The organism is Vibrio japonicus (assembly GCF_024582835.1).
Classification (GTDB): Bacteria; Pseudomonadota; Gammaproteobacteria; order Enterobacterales; family Vibrionaceae; genus Vibrio; species Vibrio japonicus.
This window is the reverse complement of record NZ_CP102096.1, coordinates 531,836-550,237: the sequence shown is the minus strand read 5'-3', so window position 1 is coordinate 550,237 and position 18,402 is coordinate 531,836. Positions and strand designations below refer to the sequence as shown.

Sequence of the window (18,402 nt, the reverse complement as noted above, 5' to 3'; positions counted from 1 at the left end):
AAAACTGTAACAACAAAAAACCTATCCATATGATTTAAAACATTTTTAACAGAGCATTAGTTGGTAAACTCTATATTAACGCGATGATTCACCAAAAACTTGACCTTTTTCACAATAAGCTATACGTTGTGAAATCGATGAAAATGATTTCGTCTAATCTAACAAAACTATAACAACGTATTTTTTGCATCTTTAAGCAGAATGTAACGATTAAGAAGCATAGTTAGTCATACATACCAACCCTTTTGATGTTGGTAGTACTGTCTGGAAGACAGCGAAGCAAAGGGAGAATTGCAATGGCTCTTTATAATCCAAGCCTTGAGAAAGATAACTGTGGATTTGGTTTGATTGCTCACATGGAAGGTGAACCAAGCCATAAACTGGTCCGTACAGCAATCTCAGCACTCGATCGAATGACCCACCGTGGCGGTATCGCAGCGGACGGTAAAACCGGTGATGGCTGTGGTCTGTTACTACAAAAGCCCGACTCATATTTACGCCTTATCGCGGAAGAAAACGGTTTCAACCTAGGTAAACAATACGCCGTAGGTATGATTTTCTTCAGCCCAAATCCAGTCAAGGCGCAATCATCAAAAGACATTATCAACAAAGAGTTAGCTAAAGAAACTCTGACCGTTGCAGGTTGGCGAGATGTCCCAACCAATGCCGATGTTTTAGGTCCTATCGCTCTAAATTCCTTACCAAACATCCAACAAGTTTTTATTTCTGCTCCTGCAGGATGGCGTGAGCGTGATATTGAACGCCGTTTGTACATCGCACGTCGACGCATTGAAAAACAAATCACAGAAGATAAAGATTTCTACATTTGTAGCCTTTCAACTCAGGTTCTTGTCTATAAAGGCCTGTGTATGCCAGCCGACTTACCGCGCTTCTATCTTGATTTGGCTGACTTACGCATGGAATCAGCTATCTGCTTGTTCCACCAGCGTTTTTCAACCAACACTCAGCCTCGTTGGCCATTGGCGCAACCGTTCCGTTATTTGGCGCACAACGGTGAAATCAATACCATCGAAGGTAACCGCCAATGGGCGCGAGCTAGAGCTTATAAGTTTTCATCTCCGCTGTTACCAGACTTACAAACAGCCGCTCCATTTGTGAACGAAACCGGCTCGGACTCGTCGAGCTTAGATAACATGCTCGATCTGTTCTTGGCTGGGGGTATGGACGTATTCCGAGCGATGCGTATGCTGGTTCCGCCTGCTTGGCAAAATCACCCAGATATGGACCCCGACTTGCGAGCGTTTTACGATTTCAACTCAAAACACATGGAGCCTTGGGATGGGCCTGCCGGTATTGTTTTATCAGACGGTCGCTACGCTGCGTGTAACCTAGATAGGAATGGTCTTCGCCCTGCTCGCTATGTCATAACAAAAGACAAGCTGATCACACTCGCGTCCGAAGTAGGCATTTGGGATTACGCCCCAGATGAAGTAGCAGAAAAAGGCCGAGTGGGACCGGGTGAACTTCTCGTGATTGATACCCGACGTGGCAAACTCTGGCAATCAAGTGAAATTGACAATGATCTTAAAGGTCGACATCCATACCGAGAGTGGATGGAGAATAATGTTCACAAGCTAACGCCATTTAGAGACCTACCTGACGAGCAAGTGGGTGAACGAAGCTTTGATACCGATCTGCTCAATACCTACCAAAAGCAGTTTGCGATGACGAACGAAGAGGTCGATCAGGTATTGCGCGTTCTTGGTGATATGGGACAAGAAGCGGTCGGCTCAATGGGTGACGATACCCCAATGGCAGTCCTGTCTTCTAAAGAGCGTTTAGTGACAGACTATTTCCGTCAGAAATTCGCTCAGGTCACGAACCCGCCTATCGATCCTTTGCGTGAAATGCATGTGATGTCACTTGCGACAAGTATCGGCCAGGAAATGAACGTATTTTGCGAAACCGACGGTCACGCACATCGAGTGACGTTCGATTCACCCGTTCTTCTATATTCAGACATGCAACAACTGCTGGAACTGGCTGATGAACACTATCGTAATACGATTCTCGACATCAATTATGATCCAAATGAGAAAGACCTCAAACAAGCCATTGACGACTTATGTGATCTGGCGACTCAGGTTGTCCGTGAAGGAACCGTCTTAGTTGTACTGTCAGACCGCGCTCTCGTGAAAGGTAAATTGCCTATTCCTGCTGCGATGGCAGTCGGTGCGGTTCAAACTCGCTTAGCTGAAGAAAACTTACGATGCGATGCAAACATCATCGTTGAAACCGCAACCGCGCGCGATCCTCACCAATTTGCTGTACTTCTAGGCTTTGGTGCAACCGCTGTCTATCCATATCTTGCCTATGAAGCACTCAGTAAGCTCATTGACGATGGGGCTTTGGGTAAGAGTTACCGCGATGTAATGCAGAACTACCAATACGGTATCAACAAAGGTCTGTATAAAATCATGTCCAAAATGGGCATCTCTACCGTTGCTTCATACCGATGCTCTCAACTCTTTGAAGCGGTGGGACTGAGTCAAGAAGTCGTTGACCTCTGCTTTACAGGTGTCACCACTCGTATTCAAGGTGCAGGCTTTGAAGACTTCCAACAAGATCTGTACAACTTATCTCGCAAAGCGTGGGCGAAACGCAAAGCGATTGAACATGGTGGCTTACTCAAATATGTTCACGGCGGTGAGTACCACGCCTATAACCCAGATGTGGTAGGCACATTACAAACGGCGGTGAAATCAGGCGACATCTCTGACTATAAACATTTCGCTGAACAAGTTAACCAGCGCCCTATCGCAATGCTGCGCGATATGATGGCACTCAAAAAGTCAGACAATCCACTGCCTTTAGAAAAGATCGAACCTACTACGGAATTATTCAAACGCTTTGACTCGGCAGCCATGTCGATTGGTGCGTTAAGCCCTGAAGCTCACGAAGCCTTGGCGATGGCGATGAACCGTTTAGGTGGTTACTCTAACTCTGGTGAAGGTGGCGAAGATCCACGCCGTTTCGGTACTGAGCGCAACTCACGTATTAAGCAGATCGCTTCTGGCCGTTTTGGGGTGACGCCTCACTACTTGACTAACGCCGACGTGTTACAGATTAAAGTCGCTCAAGGTGCAAAACCGGGCGAAGGTGGTCAGCTGCCTGGCCATAAAGTCACTGCCGAGATCGCGAAGCTACGCTATTCAGTGCAAGGTGTGACATTAATTTCACCTCCGCCGCACCACGACATTTATTCTATCGAAGACTTGGCTCAGCTGATTTTCGATTTGAAGCAAGTTAACCCTGATGCTCTAGTCTCTGTGAAATTGGTATCTGAACCAGGCGTCGGTACGATAGCGACTGGTGTTGCTAAAGCATACGCCGATCTTATCACTATCTCAGGTTACGATGGTGGTACAGCCGCAAGCCCGCTGACCTCGGTTAAATACGCAGGCTGTCCGTGGGAACTTGGTTTAGCAGAAACCCAGCAAGCTCTGGTTGCCAACGGGCTAAGGCATAAAATCCGCCTTCAGGTTGATGGTGGATTAAAAACTGGCCTAGACGTAGTAAAAGGCGCGATTCTGGGCGCAGAAAGTTTCGGTTTTGGTACTGCTCCAATGGTAGCGATGGGATGTAAATTCCTGCGAATTTGCCACCTGAACAACTGTGCAACGGGTGTTGCAACACAAGATGAAACGTTGCGTAAAGAGTTCTTTAAAGGCTTGCCTGAAATGGTGATTAACTACTTTACGGGTATTGCGGAAGAAGTTCGCGAATTACTGGCGGAGCTAGGGGTAGAAAAACTCACCGACTTAATTGGCCGAACCGACCTGCTTGAAACTGTAAACGGCATGACGGCGAAGCAATCTAAGCTCGACTTATCTAATATTCTCGAAGCACCTGTTTCGCCAGAAGGTCACCCTCTATTCTGGACAGAGCCAAACCATCCGTTTGATAAAGCGGAACTCAATCATAAAATCGTTGAAGATGCCTTAGCGTCAGTTGAAGCGCGTCAGTCAGCAAGTTTCTTCTACAAAGTCATCAACACTGACCGTTCTGTTGGTGCACGCCTTTCAGGTGAAATTGCCAAACGTTACGGCAACCAAGGTATGGCTGCATCGCCCATTAAAATCCACCTTGACGGTACTGCTGGTCAGTCATTCGGTGTATGGAACGCGGGTGGCGTAGAGCTTTACCTGACTGGCGATGCGAATGACTACGTTGGTAAAGGCATGGCTGGCGGTAAGATAGTTATCAAGCCTCACCTCGGTACTGCGTTCAAATGTAATGAAGCCACCATTATTGGTAACACCTGCTTGTACGGTGCGACCGGCGGCAAACTGTTTGCTGCAGGCACGGCAGGTGAACGATTTGGCGTGCGTAACTCTGGCACTATCACCGTGATCGAAGGTGCGGGTGACAATGCATGCGAATACATGACAGGCGGAATCGTCGCCATTCTTGGTGCCACAGGCGTTAACTTTGGTGCTGGTATGACTGGCGGTTTTGCTTATGTATTGGACCAAAATGAAGACTTCCAAGGTCGCACAAACAATGAATCCGTAGAAGCCATTTCACTGTCTGACCTATATATACATCAAGAACATTTGCGTGGACTAATTGCAGAGCACCTTGACGAAACAGGCTCTTCACACGCAGAAAAAATACTCGCGAACTTTGATGAATGGATTCCAAAGTTCTATCTGGTGAAACCGAAAGCAGCGGATCTCAATACGCTATTAGGTCATCAAAGTCGTAGCGCAGCAGAACTACGCGTTCAAGCACAGTAATCATGGAGGATGTCTGAATCATGAGCCAGAACGTATACCAATTTATCGATGTACAGCGCGTAGATCCTGCGAAAAAGCCACTCAAAGTGCGCAAGATCGAATTCGTTGAAATCTACGAACCTTTTACCAAACAGCAAGCGACCGCTCAGGCGGATCGCTGCTTAGATTGTGGTAACCCTTACTGTGAGTGGAAATGTCCTGTTCACAACTACATTCCACAATGGCTGAAACTCGCCAACGAAGGGCGAATCATAGAAGCCGCTGAGCTTTCTCACCAAACCAATAGCCTGCCGGAAGTGTGTGGTCGCGTGTGTCCACAAGACCGGCTATGTGAAGGTTCCTGTACACTTAACGATGACTTTGGCGCGGTGACCATAGGCAACATCGAGAAATACATCACTGATAAAGCTTTTGAAATGGGCTGGAAGCCTGATATGTCAAAAGTGGAGTGGACGGATAAGAAAGTCGCGATCATCGGTGCGGGCCCCGCAGGTCTAGCAGCGGCGGATGTCTTGGTCCGCAACGGTGTAAAACCTGTCGTGTTCGACCGTTACCCAGAAATTGGCGGCTTACTGACTTTCGGAATCCCGTCTTTCAAACTGGAAAAAGGCGTAATGGAAAACCGACGCCGCGTATTCAGCGAAATGGGTGTCGAATTCCGTATGAACATTGAAGTCGGTAAAGATGTGCAGATGCAAGATCTTATCGATGAGTACGATGCCGTGTTCTTAGGTGTTGGTACATACAAATACATGCGTGCAGGCTTGCCGAACGAAGACGCGACTGGCGTGTACGACGCACTGCCTTTCCTAATCTCCAATACCTACAAAGTGATGGAACTGGAAGACGATCAACCATTCATCGACATGGCAGGTAAAAAAGTTGTGGTGCTTGGTGGTGGTGATACCGCGATGGACTGTGTACGTACGTCAGTACGCCAAGGCGCATCTAATGTCATCTGTGCTTACCGCCGAGACGAAGAAAACATGCCCGGCTCCCGACGTGAGGTGAAAAATGCCAAGGAAGAAGGCGTGAACTTTATGTTTAACCTTCAACCACTAGGCATTGAAGTCAACGCTTCTGGCCAAGTAACTGGGGTAAAAGTCGTGAAAACCGCACTTGGTGAGCCAGATGAAGCAGGTCGCCGACGTCCAGAGCCAGTACCGGGTAGTGAACACGTACTCGATGCTGACGTGGTGATCATGGCGTTTGGCTTCCAACCACACAAAATGGAGTGGTTAGAACCGTATGGCGTCGATTTGGACCAATGGGGACGCATCAAAGCGCCTGTTGAGCAAGAGTTCATGTATCAAACCAGCAACGCGAAAATCTTTGCTGGCGGTGATGCAGTTCGCGGCTCCGATTTGGTTGTCACCGCTATTGACGAAGGTCGCAAAGCTGCAGAAGGCATCATGGATTATCTTGACGTGTAAACCATCAAGATAACCAATACGTTACAAAGGCTGATGCGCATACATCAGCCTTTTTATTTGATCTCTTAACAGAGTTGCACTCTATAATAAGGCTAAACCAGAATAAGGACTACGTGATGAAACGACCCGCTCTCCTCGCTCTTTCATTGTTTGCACTCACCGCCTGTAGCCAAGGAGTATCAACTATGACCGACCGCACTATGACACCTTGTGGCGACAAACCAAACTGTGTCTCAACACAAGACAGCCGTGAACAATTTGCACTTGCCCCTTTCAGTCTGACTCACGATGCCAATATCGACAAAATAGAACTAGCAGCTCTGCAACTTCCTGGAGCGAAAACTGCAGTAAAGGACAACGGTTATTTACGCATTGAATGTACATCCAAAATCATGCGCTTTGTTGATGACTTAGAGCTGCGTATCCATGATGGGCAGCTTATCGTACGTTCAGAGTCCCGCGTCGGATACTCCGATTTTGGTGTCAACCGTAAGCGCACCGAGCAGCTTAGAGCACTATTGAGCGATCAAGATTTAATTGAGTAAACATAAAAAAACCGAAGCAAATGCTTCGGTTTTTAATACTTATCATTAGGGCGTGTTAGTCACGAAATACAACAAGTCGCTTTGGTGCGATCTTACCGTCATCGTTCATCTCTCCCACACCGATAAACAGCTTTTCTTCACCCATTGTCAAGCGAACAGGGCCTTCTGTTGGAGCACCAAACACCTGCACTGGCTGACCATGTTGAACCATGTTTGCCAAATCAGGGATCAGGTTCACTTCAGGAAGATCTTCAACCGCGCTATCCATCGGCATCAGAAGTGGGTCAAGCAATTCGCGCGGCGCTTTTTCTTCACGATGCGCTTGCTCTAACAACTCGTTCAGTTGCTCTAACGTGACCATTTTCTCATACGGATACTTAGCAACCGCAGTACGGCGCAGCATAGTCACGTGAGCACCACAACCCAGCATCTCACCTAAATCGTCGACGATTGTACGAATGTAAGTACCTTTTGAGCAGTGTACTTCCATTTCAACTTCATCGCCTTCAAAACGATGCAGTACGATTTCGTAAACGGTGATTTTGCGTGATTCACGCGGTACTTCAATACCTTGGCGAGCGTACTCATAAAGTGGCTTACCTTGGTATTTCAGCGCCGAGAACATCGACGGGATTTGATCCGATTCACCTCGGAACTTATCGATGCACGCCTCTAGCTTAGCAAGATCCACATCAATTGGACGTGTTTCTACCACTTCACCATCTGAATCTGACGTATTGGTGCGTTCGCCTAGCTTAGCGATCACTCGGTAGCGTTTATCTGAATCGAGCAAAAACTGCGAAAATTTGGTCGCTTCACCAAGACAGATTGGCAACATGCCAGTCGCCAACGGGTCAAGTGCACCGGTATGACCTGCTTTTTCAGCAAAGTAAATACGCTTTACTTTTTGCAGTGCGTCGTTAGATGAAATCCCGGTAGGTTTATCCAGAAGGATCACACCATCGATAGGACGACCTTTACGACGACGAGCCATTATTCCTCGTCCTCACGGCCAGAATCTTTCTGCTTCTGTTTATCAGTCTGCACAATTTCAGTCACAAGGTTAGACATACGCATACCTTCAACCAAAGTGTTGTCATAGTAGAAACGAATTTCTGGCGTCAGGCGTAGACGAATACGCTTACCTAGCATCATACGGATGTGTACTTCATGCTCGCGTAACGCTTCCAGACAAGACTCTGGCGTTTGCTCACCCACGCATAGGAAAGTCACAAATACTTTCGCGTAAGCAAGGTCACGAGAGACCTCAACATCAGAGATCGTTACCATACCAAGACGAGAATCACGCACTTCACGTTGCAGGATCATCGCCAATTCTTTTTGCAGCTGCTGTGCTACGCGCTGCGTGCGGCTAAATTCTTTTGACATATCTTTTCTCACAAATAGAAAGAATGGGGGGATGGTCAACCCAGCCCCCCATGGTGTATTCAACAACCAATTACCACTTAATCTTTATCAGACATCGTGAGTAATTTTAGTCAATTAGTCTAGAGTACGTTTGATTTCAACGATTTCGAATACTTCGATCTGGTCGCCTACGCGAACGTCGTTGTAGTTCTTAACGCCGATACCACACTCGTAACCATTTTTAACTTCTTGAACGTCATCTTTAAAGCGACGTAGTGACTCTAGTTCACCTTCGTAGATAACAACGTTGTCACGTAGAACGCGAATTGGGTTGTTACGCTTAATCAGACCTTCAGTAACCATACAACCTGCGATTGCACCCAGTTTCGGTGACTTAAACACGTCACGAACCTCAGCAAGACCAATGATCTCTTGCTTGAATTCTGGAGCAAGCATACCGCCCATCGCTTGTTTAACTTCGTCGATTAGCTGGTAGATGATTGAGTAGTAACGTAGATCAACACTTGCAGTTTCAATCGCACGACGAGCAGATGCATCAGCACGAACGTTAAAGCCAAGGATGATTGCGTTTGAAGCTTCAGCAAGTACTGCATCAGTCTCTGTGATACCACCAACACCAGAACCAACGATGTTAACTTTAACTTCGTCAGTAGATAGTTTCAGTAGTGAGTCAGAGATTGCTTCCACAGAACCCTGTACGTCAGCTTTCAGTACTACGTTTAGTTCAGCAACTTCACCAGCAGCCATGTTAGAGAACATGTTCTCTAGCTTAGATTTCTGCTGACGAGCTAGTTTAACTTCACGGAACTTACCTGCACGGTAGTTTGCAACTTCACGCGCTTTACGCTCGTCACGTACAACTGTCGCTTCGTCACCTGAAGAAGGCACACCAGAAAGACCTAGGATCTCTACTGGGATAGATGGACCTGCTTCAGTGATCTCTTGACCTAGTTCATCGCGCATTGCACGAACACGGCCGTACTCTTGACCACAAAGTACGATGTCACCCTTGCGTAGTGTACCTGATTGAACAAGTACTGTAGCAACTGGACCGCGACCTTTATCAAGACGAGATTCAACAACCACACCAGACGCCATACCATCAGCAACAGCAGTCAGCTCTAGAACTTCTGATTGAAGCAAAATAGCTTCTAGAAGACCATCGATGTTAGTACCCTGTTTCGCAGAGATGTGAACAAACATGTTCTCACCGCCCCACTCCTCAGGAATAACGTCGTATTGAGCTAGCTCGTTCTTAACGTTGTCTGGGTTCGCATCTTCTTTATCGATCTTGTTCACAGCAACAATCAGAGGTACGCCTGCCGCTTTCGCGTGCTGGATAGCTTCGATTGTTTGTGGCATCACGCCATCGTCTGCCGCTACAACAAGTACAACGATATCTGTTGCCTGAGCACCACGAGCACGCATTGCAGTAAACGCCGCGTGTCCTGGAGTATCAAGGAACGTGATCATGCCATTGTCAGTTTCAACGTGGTAAGCACCGATGTGCTGTGTAATACCACCCGCTTCGCCAGATGCAACGTGTGTACGACGAATGTAGTCAAGCGTCGATGTTTTACCGTGGTCAACGTGCCCCATGATGGTAACAACTGGTGCACGTGGCATTGCTTCTGCGTCGCTATCACGGTCGCTTAGTACCGCTTCTTCTAGCTCGTTCTCTTTACGAATAATTACCTTGTGACCCATTTCTTCAGCAATCAATTGTGCCGTTTCTTGGTCAATCACTTGGTTGATAGTCGCCATAGCGCCCATCTTCATCATCGCTTTGATAACTTCTGTTGCTTTAACAGACATCTTGTTTGCAAGCTCAGAAACCACAATGGTTTCACCGATTACAACATCAGCTTTTGCTACTGCAGCAGTCTTGTCGAATGCTTGTTGCATTGAAGATGGCTTCGCTAGCTTACCTTTACGAGCTCTGCCAGGACGTGAGTTACGGCCACCCTGGTTTTGCTCATTGCTTTTAGAAGAAGCTGCTTTCTTCTTCTTACGGCGACCACCTTCTTCACGACGATCTGCTTCATCTTCGGCTTCACGTGCATATTGTGAAGTCGTTACATGGTAATCTGTATCTTCCATATCACCCTTTTTCTCTTCTGCAGCAGACCAACGCTCTTTATTCTTCTCAGCCAATTCGCGCGCTTCTTCAAGCTTGCGCTGACTTTCCTCTTCAGCTTTACGTTTAGCTTCTTCTTCCTGACGACGTTTAAGCTCGTCGGCCTCTTTTCGCGCTGCTTCTTGCTTTGATTTTTCTTCAGCTTCACGTTTTGCTTTTTCCGCATCACGTGTAACTTTCTCGTCCACGTTACGCTTAGCTTTTTCTTCTGCTTCGCGTTTCGCTTTTTCTTCAGCTTCGCGTTTCACTGCTTCTTCAGCTTCACGTTTTGCTGCTTCTTCAGCTTCACGTTTTGCCACTTCTTCAGCTTCACGTTTTGCCGCGTCTTCAGCTTCACGTTTTGCCGCGTCTTCAGCTTCACGTTTTGCTTCGTCTTCGATTGCACTGCGCTTCACGTAGGTACGTTTCTTGCGCACTTCAACCTGAACATTCTTACTCTTGCCGCCACCAGCATTTACACTAAGTGTACTACGAGTCTTACGTTGCAGAGTCAAGCGAGTAGGCTCGGCGTCACCTGAGTTATCGCCGTGCTCTTTCTTAAGATGTGTCAGAAGTTGCTGTTTTTCATCTTCTGAAATCTGATCATTACTCGCTTTTTTCATACCAGCATCAGCAAGTTGTTCAACTAAGCGGTCCACTGGTGTACCAATTTCTTCACTTAATGCTTTTACAGTCATTTGTGTCATGCCGCTTCCTCCTTGCTGAAAAATTATGCGTCTTCGCCGAACCAACAAATGTTGCGAGCAGCCATGATAAGCTCACCAGCGCGCTCTTCGGTTAGACCTTCAATACCTTCTAAATCATCAATACCTTGGTCAGCTAAGTCTTCTAGTGTTGCTACACCTTTTGCTGCCAATTTGTATGCCATTTCACGCTCTAGACCTTCTAAAGAAAGCAGGTCTTCAGCTGGCTCTGCACCTTCGAATGACTCTTCTTTAGCAAGAGCGATCGTGGTTAGAGCTTCTTTCGCACGGCTACGTAGCTCTTCGATTAAGTCTTCATTCAGACCATCTACTTCTAGTAATTCGTTAACCGGAACGTAGGCAACTTCTTCAAGAGTAGAGAAACCTTCTTCAACTAGAAGTTGAGCAAAGTCTTCCTCAATATCTAGGTACTTCATGAAGTTTTCGATAGAAGCCTGAGATTCTTCAGCGTGTTTCTTTTGCAGATCCGCCACAGTCATTACGTTCAGTTCCCAACCTGTTAGTTGTGAAGCAAGACGTACGTTTTGACCGTTACGACCAATCGCTTGTGCTAGGTTGTCAGCTTCTACTGCGATGTCCATTGCATGAGCGTCTTCATCAACGATGATAGAAGCAACATCTGCAGGAGCCATTGCATTAATTACGAATTGTGCTGGGTTATCGTCCCACAGAACAATATCGATACGCTCGCCACCAAGCTCACCAGATACAGCTTGTACACGTGCACCACGCATACCCACACACGCACCTACAGGGTCGATACGTTTGTCGTTAGTCTTAACTGCAATTTTAGCGCGTGAACCAGGATCGCGTGCAGCACCTTTCAGCTCGATGATCTCTTCAGCGATTTCTGGCACTTCAACACGGAATAGTTCAGCCAACATTTCTGGTTTAGAACGAGTAATGAATAGCTGGAAGCCACGAGCTTCTGGAGCAACGCGGTATAGAAGACCACGTACACGGTCGCCCGGACGGAAGTTTTCGCGTGGAAGTTGGTCATCACGTAGGATTACCGCTTCTGCGTTGTTACCTAGGTCTAGCACCACTGTGTCACGGTTAACTTTCTTAACCACACCAGTAACTAGCTCACCTTCGTTGTCGATGAACTGTTCTACGATTTGTGCACGCTCTGCTTCACGTACTTTTTGTACGATCACTTGCTTTGCTGTTTGAGTCGTAATACGGTCAAACGTTACTGACTCGATTTGGTCTTCTACGTAATCGCCTAGCTCAACTGAATCATCTTCATATTGAGCCGCTTCTAGAGAAATCTCTTTTGTTGGGTGCTCAACGTCTTCTACAACCAACCAACGACGGTAAGTCTCAAATTCGCCAGTTTTGCGATCGATCTCTACACGTACATCGATTTCAATCTCGTACTTTTTCTTAGTAGATGTAGCTAGTGCGATTTCTAATGCTTCAAAGATTCGCTCACGAGGTACCGCTTTTTCGTTCGATACCGCTTCCGCTACCGCTAAAATTTCTTTACTCATTTTAAATAGCCTCTAAGACTCTGCTTAAAACTTAGGGATTAGGTTAGCTTTTGAAATGTTGCTTAGAGCAAACTCTTCTTGGTTACCTTCAACAGTAACTGTTACTGTTTCACCTTCAACAGAGTGGATCGTACCTTTCCACTTGCGACGGTTGCCAACAGCCATTTTCAAAACGATGCTTACCTCGTGACCAATAAATTGTTCATAGTGTGCTGCTTTGAAAAGTGGTCTTTCTAGGCCTGGAGAAGACACTTCTAGGTTGTAAGCCACAGTGATTGGATCTTCAACGTCCATAACAGCGCTAACCTGACGGCTAACCTCTGCACAGTCATCGACTGTGATGCCATTCTCATGGTCAATATAGATACGTAGCGTTGAATGCTCGCCTGCGCGAATAAATTCTAATCCAACTAACTCATAACCTGATGCCGCTACCGGAGCTTCAAGCATTTCAGTAAGTTGTCTTTCTAAACCAGTCATTTAAACCACCCCAGAAACAAAAAAAGGGCTCAGAGCCCAATTTAAATTCCAAGCATTATCCAAATTCCTCCGTAAGGAAATTTAGATAACAAAAAACCCCGATAGTCGGGGTTTTTTGTTGCTGGACCCTGATGTGTTAAGTAATCCTACTTAACTCACAGTATAACACTGTGCAAACTTGCCCACATCTATTTTTCTAAAATAGAAAATAAGATTGGTTGCGGGGGCCGGATTTGAACCGACGACCTTCGGGTTATGAGCCCGACGAGCTACCAAGCTGCTCCACCCCGCGTCCGACTTGTCGAGCATTATACGCTCTACAAGGTGTTTTACAAGTTTGTAAATCAATGGTGCCGAGAGAGGGACTCGAACCCTCACACCTAAGGCACTAGCACCTCATGCTAGCGTGTCTACCAATTTCACCATCTCGGCAGCTAAATCTTTAGCTTATTGAGGAATTTCACTGCTCTCTTGAGCTGGAACTTCACTCACGTTATCAGCTTGTTCGATAACTTGACCTTGAGTCGGGTCTACCCACTGAGATTCAGTTTTATGAGTTGACATGTTACCAAGTACTAAGCTGAGAACGAAAAATACTGTTGCAAAAACTGCAGTCATTCGGGTTAGGAAATTACCTGAGCCGCTTGCGCCAAACACTGTGTTTGATGCGCCTGCACCGAATGAGGCTCCCATATCTGCGCCTTTACCTTGTTGAATCAACACTAGGCCGACTACACCAACCGCTGCCAACAGGTAAATCACAAGTAGAACTGTAAACATTCTTTCCACCTATGTTCCAAATTGTTGAGCCAGCGCCGCTCGAAATTGCATTTCAGAACAAGGCTAGCGACCTCCTTTTCGAAGGCCGAGCAATACTAGCGAAACGATTTGGCGCTGACAAGCGATAATTTACAAAAAAGCATTCCAGCCATGTTAAACGGTCAAAAAAAGGACAAAAGTCAATATTATCCTGCAGAAGTCCGCGAACTCTAAGAACTTAGTAGCAGTAAGTGCCTATAAATTAACGCATACATGCTCGAACAGTATTAAGAGGCGCTTTCTTTATAAATGAGAAAACTCCGAGCAATACTCAATCATCCCACTTTGACCTTCGAACTCTCCTGAGCGAAGTTCTTTCACCTGAAAGACACCTTCTGGCACATCCCACTGGCAACGCATACCGTGCTGTTCACTCGCCTCGAACCCTAAACGTCCATAATAAGCCGGATCACCTAACACGACACACGCCGGATATCCCAACTCAAGCAGCGATGCAAATGCCTCTTCGATCAGTCTTTTAGCAATACCTTGTCGGCGATATTCTTGTTTTACCGCTAACGGTGCTAATCCTTGCCAGTTGTAATCCTCACCATTGATTGTGACAGGGCTAAACAAAACGTAGCCGACTACGTCTCCTTCATCACTCGATGCGACTAACGATAATGTGCGATGACCATTTTCTCTTAGTTTCATAACCAGATTGGCTTCTGCGTCTGTTTCAAATGCAGACTTGAGCAATTGATCAACGGCAAGAATATCAGCCGGGGCTTCAGTTCGAATAAGCATGTACTACCTCACTTTGTGTTAAAGGCGATTGTAAGCCCTTATACACAAATTCGGCTAGTTGATTTAATAAAGTTTGCAACGGTTTTGGCAAAGAATCTAAATCGATGCTGTCCATTAAGTTCTTAACTTCCAGTCCCAGTTCCGTATCTCCCTCAATAGTCAGTCTACGCTGAAAAAAAAGCGTATCGGGATCTTCTTTTCGTCCTGCTATCAATACAAGGTCATTGAGATTGCCACTAAACGCGACATCTTCTTGAACTGGTGTGTCCGCGACTATCAATCTTTTATCTTCGTAACTGATACACCAACTTAGCTCGATATCCGATACTGACACTTTTAACCATTTCCCTTCGAGAAATTCAAAATCTCCCTCTTCAAGAGCCTCTTTAAATGCCAATTTCAGCCCTTCTAACAAGGCTTTATTTTGAACAGAATGTGGCAATAAGTGGACTGGAGATCGCAAAATTGAAGCGGCATTTTGAACTAGTTGAGTACGAATCTTGTTAATCACGCAAATTATCCGTTATTTTGTTAATTACATAACTCATCATGTTAGTGGATGTGAACTCTTGGATACCTGTTATTTATCAAAGAATCCGCATTCCGTAACTAAGCCTTTAATATCTCATTGATGAGCGTTATATTATTTTGATTAGTACCTTAATCAAAATTATCACTCTTTTTCTTTTAGGGAATTGGTAACACCTTGATGCTACTGCCTCAACTTCAGCACTGGTTTACAAAAATGACGGCCAATAGCCCGTTTTTTTTTGCTGTTCTTGACAGCCAACATTCCTATGCTTTGGCCAATGGACGTTATTGCCATATTTCTGGCCTTTCTCCTGAAAAACTCGTTGGTATGAACGACTCTCAGATCCTTGGTGAGCAATTCTACAACCACTTGAAGCCATACTATGACCGTGCTTTAAACGGCGAAGTCATCGAAGCAGAAATCACACTCGATAGCATTGATTTAGAAACCAGCATTCATTTCAGTTTATCCCCTTTAGAACAAGACGAAGATAAACAACACATTATTTTTCACGCCATCGATACCTCTGAGAAAAGTATTCTTACGCGTTCTTTGGAAGAGTCTGAAGGTAAGTTTTTAACTCTGACTAACTTACTTCCTGACGGGCTACTGTTGGTAGAGGATGACTGCATTATTTCTGCAAACCCTGCGGCTATCCGCCTACTTGGCTTTGACTCTATTCAGGAGCTTTTAGGTGAAAGCCTATCTAGGCTCTTTGTGGATGAAAAAACACAAACGGTTTTTTCAAAGTCCCTTAGCTCCTCTTTGGGTGAAGCACCGTTAATTTGCACTACAGGGCCACGTTGTGGGTTTGAAAGGCGAGTTCAACTCAATGCAGATAACACCACGTTATTTGGTCATAACTCTCAATTAGTCCTAATCCAAGATGCAGAAGCAGCACCAAAGCGACTTTCGGGCAAAGTCCATGACGATGCGAATATCGATCCCCTAACCGGGCTGTACAACCGAGCCGGATTTACTAAACGTTTAGAGCAGCTAATCAGAAATGAAATCCCTCTTATTCTCTTATATTTGGATATTGATAACTTTAAGAACATTAATGATTCATTAGGCCATCATATCGGTGATAAAGTCATCAAAGAAGTCGCTTCTCGTCTTAAACGTCTTCTACCGCCTCAGTCGGTTTTAGGGCATTTAGGAGGAGATGAGTTTGGTGTTATCCTTCCTGAACCAGAGAACAATCGAATGGCTGAGATGCTATCCGAACGTATTATTTCTCTGATCAACCAGCCATTCGATCTACATCATTTTAGCAAACGTCTCGCCTGCTCTATTGGTAGTGTCGCTTATCCTGGGGATGGTAACGATGCGAGGATATTGCTGCAAAACGCTGATACGGCAATGTACGAAGCAAAAGACCGTGGGCGAAATCGTCTGATTAAGTTCAATGATCAAATGAACAAAGAAGCTCGTATGCGTCTGTGGCTCGAAATCGAACTGCAAAAGGCGCTTCAGCAAAATGGTTTAGAAGTCTGGTATCAGCCTAAAGTCAATGCCCGCGATTTTAGTATCAACGGTGCAGAGGCCCTGATTCGTTGGAAGCACCCAGTAGAAGGCTACATTAGCCCTGGAGCCTTTATTCCTGTTGCTGAGCGTGCAGGCTTAATTGAGCACTTGGGCCGTGTGGTAATGCGGGAAGTTTTTAACACGGTTAAGCGTTGGAAACAGCAAGGCATTTTACCTGGGCGAGTGGCAATTAACCTGTCTCCAGAACAATTTGGCAATCCGAAGCTTATCGACTACATGGAAAAGCTGCTGAGAACCACAGAGTTAGACCCAAGTTGCATTACGTTTGAGTTAACAGAGAGCGCTGTTATGAGTGATAGCGCCCATACGCTTCAAATGCTCAACTCGATTAAAAAGCTGGGATTTGCTTTATCGATTGATGACTTCGGTACGGGGTACTCGTCACTCTCTTATCTTGCTCGTTTTCCTATCGATGAACTCAAAATTGACCGTGCTTTCATTAACGAACTCGAAACATTGCCTAAACAAGTCACGGTCATTGAAAATATTATCAATTTGGGGAAATCGTTAAATTTAACGGTCGTAGCAGAAGGGGTTGAAACGCAACAACAAGCAACGCTGCTTTCAAATCTAAACTGTAATTCCATTCAGGGATTCCATTTCTATCGCCCTCAACCTAAGCAAGAAGTCGAAGAACTCTTCGCGCAAAACCGTCGCCACAAAAACTAATCCTAAGTGAGTATTTCACTTAGAAAGTCACTCAAACCTGCCTTATATCAAGTTCGCCATTCATATATCTTCATAAAATGCTGAGCACTTTGAAGACATAGTCTGGTAGAAAGCCATGGAACTCCTATGCCCAGCAGGAAACTTGCCTGCCTTAAAAACCGCCGTTGATTGCGGTGCTGATGCGGTCTACATCGGATTTAAAGACGATACCAATGCACGCCATTTTGCCGGTTTAAATTTCACCGGTAAGAAGTTAGAAAAAGCGGTTCAATACACTCATGACCGCAAAAAGAAAATACATGTGGCCCTCAATACGTTCGCTCACCCAAACGGTTTTGATCGCTGGACTGACGCGGTAGATCGTGCGGCTGACAACGGTGTGGATGCTTTGATCGTCGCAGACATAGCTATACTCGATTACGCTGCACGCAAACATCCAAATTTAGAGCTTCACTTGTCGGTTCAAGCATCCGCTACCAACGTCCCTGCCATTGATTTCTACAAAAACAATTTCAACATTAAACGCGTCGTCCTGCCCCGCGTGCTTTCTATTCATCAGGTTAAGCAGTTATCTCGCAATATCACTGACGATGTTGAACTGGAAGTCTTTGCGTTCGGTAGTCTGTGTATTATGTCAGAGGGGCGTTGCTACCTCTCCTCTTATATGACCGGAGAGTCACCCAATACAGTGGGAGCCTGTTCACCCGCGAAATACGTACGCTGGCAGGAGACAAAACAAGGCTTAGAATCTCGCCTTAACGATATTCTCATCGACCGCTACAGTGCAGGTGAAAATGCCGGATACCCTACCTTGTGCAAAGGGCGCTTTGTTACTGAGCTGGATGGCGAAAAAAAACGCTACCATGCGCTAGAAGAGCCAACCAGCCTAAACACGCTGTCCATGCTGCCTGATCTTTTTGCAGCCAATATTGCATCGGTCAAAATTGAAGGACGTCAGCGCAGCCCTGCCTATGTCGAGCAAGTAACTCGTACTTGGCGAGCAGCCATTGATCGTTATCAGGCAGCTCCAGAGGCTTATCAAGTTGAGGCAGCTTGGGACGCAACATTAGCAAACGTATCAGAAGGCACCCAAACCACATTAGGTGCGTACCACCGCAAATGGCAGTAGAGGATAGCAATGGAAAA

At 45.9% G+C, this 18,402-nt stretch carries 13 protein-coding genes and 2 tRNA genes; 5 read left to right on the top strand and 10 right to left on the bottom strand.

Annotated features, from left to right (window positions below; all coding sequences use genetic code 11):
• Positions 1 to 296: 296 nt before the first annotated feature.
• The 3 genes from gltB to NP165_RS02635 all read left to right on the top strand — a co-directional run bounded on the left by gltB (position 297) and on the right by NP165_RS02635 (position 6,738).
• On the top strand, positions 297 to 4,760 hold the full coding sequence (gene gltB, locus NP165_RS02645) for a glutamate synthase large subunit (RefSeq protein ID WP_257084791.1): 4,464 nt from the start codon (positions 297 to 299) through the stop codon (positions 4,758 to 4,760).
• Between the two features lie 20 nt (positions 4,761 to 4,780).
• Positions 4,781 to 6,193, top strand: coding sequence for a glutamate synthase small subunit GltD family protein (locus NP165_RS02640; RefSeq protein ID WP_257084790.1), 1,413 nt, complete (start codon positions 4,781 to 4,783; stop codon positions 6,191 to 6,193).
• Between the two features lie 116 nt (positions 6,194 to 6,309).
• On the top strand, positions 6,310 to 6,738 hold the full coding sequence (locus NP165_RS02635; protein WP_257084789.1) for a DUF1499 domain-containing protein: 429 nt from the start codon (positions 6,310 to 6,312) through the stop codon (positions 6,736 to 6,738).
• 55 nt (positions 6,739 to 6,793) lie between these two features.
• Here NP165_RS02635 and truB read toward each other — a convergent pair whose 3' ends face one another.
• From truB to ubiT, 10 genes are all read right to left on the bottom strand, one after another.
• A complete protein-coding gene (gene truB, locus NP165_RS02630) occupies positions 6,794 to 7,732 on the bottom strand; it encodes a tRNA pseudouridine(55) synthase TruB (RefSeq protein ID WP_257084788.1) in 939 nt (312 codons plus the stop codon).
• Positions 7,732 to 8,127 carry a 30S ribosome-binding factor RbfA gene (gene rbfA, locus NP165_RS02625; protein WP_257084787.1) on the bottom strand — a complete coding sequence of 132 codons (396 nt, stop codon included), beginning with the start codon at positions 8,125 to 8,127 and terminating at the stop codon, positions 7,732 to 7,734. Before rbfA ends, truB begins: the two co-directional genes overlap by 1 nt.
• 114 nt (positions 8,128 to 8,241) lie before the next feature.
• Positions 8,242 to 10,950: a translation initiation factor IF-2 gene (infB, locus tag NP165_RS02620; protein ID WP_257084786.1), complete on the bottom strand. Its 2,709-nt coding sequence runs from the start codon at positions 10,948 to 10,950 to the stop codon at positions 8,242 to 8,244.
• Between the two features lie 23 nt (positions 10,951 to 10,973).
• Positions 10,974 to 12,461 (bottom strand): transcription termination factor NusA, encoded by a 1,488-nt coding sequence (gene nusA, locus NP165_RS02615; protein ID WP_257084785.1) that lies wholly within the window; start codon positions 12,459 to 12,461, stop codon positions 10,974 to 10,976.
• Between the two features lie 24 nt (positions 12,462 to 12,485).
• Entirely contained in the window at positions 12,486 to 12,941 is a 456-nt protein-coding gene (rimP, locus tag NP165_RS02610) for a ribosome maturation factor RimP (protein WP_257084784.1), read from the bottom strand.
• A gap of 215 nt (positions 12,942 to 13,156) precedes the next feature.
• Positions 13,157 to 13,233, bottom strand: a tRNA-Met gene (locus NP165_RS02605).
• A 56-nt stretch (positions 13,234 to 13,289) separates the two neighbouring features.
• Positions 13,290 to 13,373 (bottom strand) — tRNA-Leu (locus tag NP165_RS02600).
• A gap of 15 nt (positions 13,374 to 13,388) precedes the next feature.
• Complete coding sequence (gene secG, locus NP165_RS02595) at positions 13,389 to 13,721, bottom strand: preprotein translocase subunit SecG (protein ID WP_257084783.1); 333 nt, start codon at positions 13,719 to 13,721, stop codon at positions 13,389 to 13,391.
• A 282-nt stretch (positions 13,722 to 14,003) separates the two neighbouring features.
• Positions 14,004 to 14,507 (bottom strand): GNAT family N-acetyltransferase, encoded by a 504-nt coding sequence (locus tag NP165_RS02590; protein WP_257084782.1) that lies wholly within the window; start codon positions 14,505 to 14,507, stop codon positions 14,004 to 14,006.
• On the bottom strand, positions 14,491 to 15,018 hold the full coding sequence (gene ubiT / locus NP165_RS02585) for a ubiquinone anaerobic biosynthesis accessory factor UbiT (protein WP_257084781.1): 528 nt from the start codon (positions 15,016 to 15,018) through the stop codon (positions 14,491 to 14,493). The genes NP165_RS02590 and ubiT overlap by 17 nt, the downstream gene beginning before the upstream one ends.
• 198 nt (positions 15,019 to 15,216) lie before the next feature.
• On the opposite strand from ubiT, the gene NP165_RS02580 reads away from it, so the two are divergent.
• Complete coding sequence (locus NP165_RS02580; RefSeq protein ID WP_257084780.1) at positions 15,217 to 17,256, top strand: EAL domain-containing protein; 2,040 nt, start codon at positions 15,217 to 15,219, stop codon at positions 17,254 to 17,256.
• A 115-nt stretch (positions 17,257 to 17,371) separates the two neighbouring features.
• Positions 17,372 to 18,385 (top strand): ubiquinone anaerobic biosynthesis protein UbiU, encoded by a 1,014-nt coding sequence (gene ubiU / locus NP165_RS02575; RefSeq protein WP_257084779.1) that lies wholly within the window; start codon positions 17,372 to 17,374, stop codon positions 18,383 to 18,385.
• The last annotated feature ends 17 nt before the right edge of the window (positions 18,386 to 18,402 follow it).